The sequence below is a fragment of the Kitasatospora sp. NPDC091257 genome (assembly GCF_044757675.1).
Taxonomy (GTDB): Bacteria; Actinomycetota; Actinomycetes; order Streptomycetales; family Streptomycetaceae; genus Kitasatospora; species Kitasatospora lactacystinica.
The window spans coordinates 1-2911 of the sequence record NZ_JBIVVI010001139.1 but is presented as its reverse complement, the minus strand read 5'-3'; the positions used below and the strand labels follow the sequence as shown (position 1 = coordinate 2911).

Annotated in this window: 5 protein-coding genes and 1 pseudogene; all 6 read left to right on the top strand. The window is 75.1% G+C overall.

What is annotated here, in order from left to right; all coding sequences use genetic code 11:
* Positions 1-766, top strand: a pseudogene (locus ACIQOV_RS35465) (hypothetical protein); the annotation flags it as partial.
* Positions 763-1275 (top strand): hydrogenase maturation protease, encoded by a 513-nt coding sequence (locus ACIQOV_RS35460; protein ID WP_401054944.1) that lies wholly within the window; start codon positions 763-765, stop codon positions 1273-1275. The pseudogene ACIQOV_RS35465 and the gene ACIQOV_RS35460, both read left to right, overlap by 4 nt.
* Entirely contained in the window at positions 1269-1373 is a 105-nt protein-coding gene (locus ACIQOV_RS35455) for a DUF6893 family small protein (RefSeq protein WP_380630694.1), read from the top strand. The genes ACIQOV_RS35460 and ACIQOV_RS35455 overlap by 7 nt, the downstream gene beginning before the upstream one ends.
* A gap of 164 nt (positions 1374-1537) precedes the next feature.
* The gene (locus ACIQOV_RS35450) at positions 1538-1939 is read left to right on the top strand and encodes a hydrogenase maturation nickel metallochaperone HypA (RefSeq protein ID WP_380542572.1); all 402 of its coding nucleotides are present in this window, start codon (positions 1538-1540) and stop codon (positions 1937-1939) included.
* Positions 1940-1944: 5 nt separating this feature from the next.
* Positions 1945-2769 carry a hydrogenase nickel incorporation protein HypB gene (gene hypB, locus ACIQOV_RS35445; protein WP_401054943.1) on the top strand — a complete coding sequence of 275 codons (825 nt, stop codon included), beginning with the start codon at positions 1945-1947 and terminating at the stop codon, positions 2767-2769.
* Positions 2766-2911 (top strand): acylphosphatase (locus tag ACIQOV_RS35440; RefSeq protein WP_401054945.1); only part of this gene is annotated, 146 nt, incomplete at its 3' end. The genes hypB and ACIQOV_RS35440, both read left to right, overlap by 4 nt.

The window sequence follows — 2911 nt, the reverse complement described above, 5'->3', positions numbered from 1 at the left end:
GTCGGCGCAGCTGGTCGCCGACGGTGCGGTCCACGCCGGTGCCGCCCACCTGCTGCTCGGGCTGGAGCACGGACGCTTCCTGTCCGTCACCGACCCGCCCGAGTGGGCCCGCCCGGCCGTCGAGCGGTGCCGCAACGAGCGCACCTGGCCGGTGCTGGCCGGGCCGGACGGCGACCGCTCGGTGGTGCTGTCCTCGCCGATCATCCTGGAGGACCACCCGCGGATCGCCCCGGAGAGCCTCGGCACGCTGTACGACGCCACCGAGATCGACGAGATCCTGGCGCTGCGGACGGCCGCCCTGACCGAGGAGGAGAAGCGGGAGGCCCGCGGCACCGACGAGCGGGCCGGCGCGGTGATCGACCTGGCCGAGTCCATGCCCCCCGAGGTGCTGGAGCGGCTGCACGGGGCCGTCCGCGGGCTGCGCGAGGTCACCGGCGGCGGCGCCGTCGACGGCGGCGAACAGCCCTGGTGGGACCCGGGCGACGACCCGGCGGTCGACCCCGAGCGGGACCGGGTGCTGGTCGACGGCCACGAGGTCGGCGCCGGCAGCCGGGTCCTGCTGCGGCCCGGCCGGCGGCGCACCGACGCCCAGGACCTCTTCCTGGACGGGCGGACCGGCGTCGTGGAGGCGGTGCTGCACGACCTGGACGGATCGGTGCACCTGGCCGTCACCGTGGAGGACGACCCGGGCGCCGACCTGTGGCGGGCCCAGGGGCGGTTCCGCTACTTCCAGCCCGACGAGGTCACACCGCTGGAGGGATCGTGACGACGGGCTCGACGGTGCTGGTCGCCGGGGTGGGCAACATCTTCCTCGGCGACGACGGCTTCGGGGTCGAGACCGTCCGGCGGCTGTCCGCCCACCCGCTGCCGGCCGGCGTCGAGCTGGCCGACGTCGGCGTGCGCGGCGTGGACCTCGCCTACCGGCTGCTCGACGGCTACCGCACCGCCGTCCTGGTGGACGCCACCTGCCGGGGCGGGGCGCCCGGCACCGTCTACCTGATCGAGGCGGACACCGGAGAGCCGCTGGAGGTGCCGGTCCTGGACGGGCACCGGATGGGGCCGGACGCCGTACTGGCGCTGCTGGCCACGCTCGCCGCCGGCACCGGCGGCGAGCCGCCGGAACGGGTGCTGGTGGTCGGCTGCGAGCCGGCGTCGCTGGAGGAGGGCATCGGGCTGAGCGAGCCCGTCGCCGCCGCCGTGGAGGAGGCGGTCCGAGTGGTCCTGCGGGTCGTGGACGAGGCCGCGCAGCCGGAGAAGGAGACAACACCATGCTGAGGAAACTGTTCTGCGTCGCCCTGCTGGCGGCAATCGGCGCACTGGTCTGGCAGAGCCTGCCGGACATCAAGCGGTACCTGCACATCTCCCGGATGTGAGCCGTGTGAGCCGTGTGAGCCGATGTGACCGGATGTGATCCGAGGTGGGGAGCGGATTGCTGCGAACGGCGCAGCCCCGCGTGCGGTGGCGGCGCGGCTGCGGGCCGACGCCGCCACCGCGCCCTGTAATGGGGCGCGTTGCCGCCCGCTCCGAGAAGGGACCCATGCACGAGATGTCGATCGCCGAAGCCGTCGTCGAGCAGGTGGACACGGCCGCGCGCGAACACGGGGCCCCCGGGGTGGCGCGGGTGCGTCTGCGGGTCGGGGAGCTGGCCGGCGTGGTGCCCGAGGCCCTCGACTTCTGCTTCGAACTCGCCTGCACCGGAACGTTGGTGGCGGGCGCCGTGCTGGACACCGAATCCGTCGCGGCCCGGGCCCGCTGCACCCCCTGCGCGGTCGAGTGGGCGGTCGGCATGCCGCCGGACCTCGGCTGCCCGAGCTGCTCCGGCGGTGGCGGCGTCGAGCTGCTGTCCGGCCGAGAACTGCAGATCCTCGACGTCCAGTGGGCCGAAGCCCGGGACGTCCGGGCCGAGGTCCGGGACGTCCGGGCCGAACAGAAAGGCTGATGCCGATGTGCCGCACGGTCGACCTCCGTCAGGCGGTCCTCGCCCGCAACGACGACAGCGCCCGCCGGCTGCGGGAGGCGCTGGAGGCGCGGGGGACGGTCGCGGTGAACCTGCTGTCCAGCCCCGGCAGCGGAAAGACCGCGCTGCTGGAGGCCGAGCTGGGGCTGGCCCGGCGGCGCGGGGTGGAGGTCGCCGCGCTGACCGCCGACCTCGCCACCGAGAACGACGCCCGCCGGCTGGCCCGCTCGGGCGCCCCGGTGAAGCAGGTGCTCACCGACGGGCTCTGCCACCTGGAGGCGCGGATGCTCGCCGGGCACCTGGACGGCTGGCTGCCGGCCGAGTGCCGGCTGCTGTTCGTGGAGAACGTCGGCAACCTGGTCTGCCCGGCCTCCTACGACCTCGGCGAGACGCTGAGGGTGGTGCTGGCCTCGGTGACCGAGGGCGAGGACAAGCCGCTCAAGTACCCGACGGCCTTCGGGCTGGCCAACCTGGTGCTGGTGACCAAGACGGACCTCGCCGCGGCGGCCGAGTTCGACGAGGCGGCGTTCCTGGCCAACGTCCAGCGGGTCAACCCCGGGGTGACGGTGCTGAACACCTCCGCCCGGACGGGCGAGGGCGTCGGGGCGCTGCTGGACCGGGCGCTGGCCGTGCTGGAGGGGGCCGAGCCGCACCGGCCGGTGATGTCGGCGGCGCCGCACGACCACGGGCACGCGCACGACCACGGGCACGCGCACGACGACGGGGATGAGCGCGGGGACGGGCACGATCACGATCACGATCACGACCACGGGCACCACCACGGCCGCTCCGCCGTGGGGGAGCGCGCGTGACGGCCGGTCACCCCGGGCTCGACCGCGAGCGGCGGCGGGTCGCCGTCCGCGGCCTGGTGCAGGGGGTCGGCTTCCGCCCGTTCGTCCACACGCTGGCCGGTGAACTCGGCCTGGCCGGCACCGTCACCAACACCGGCGAGGG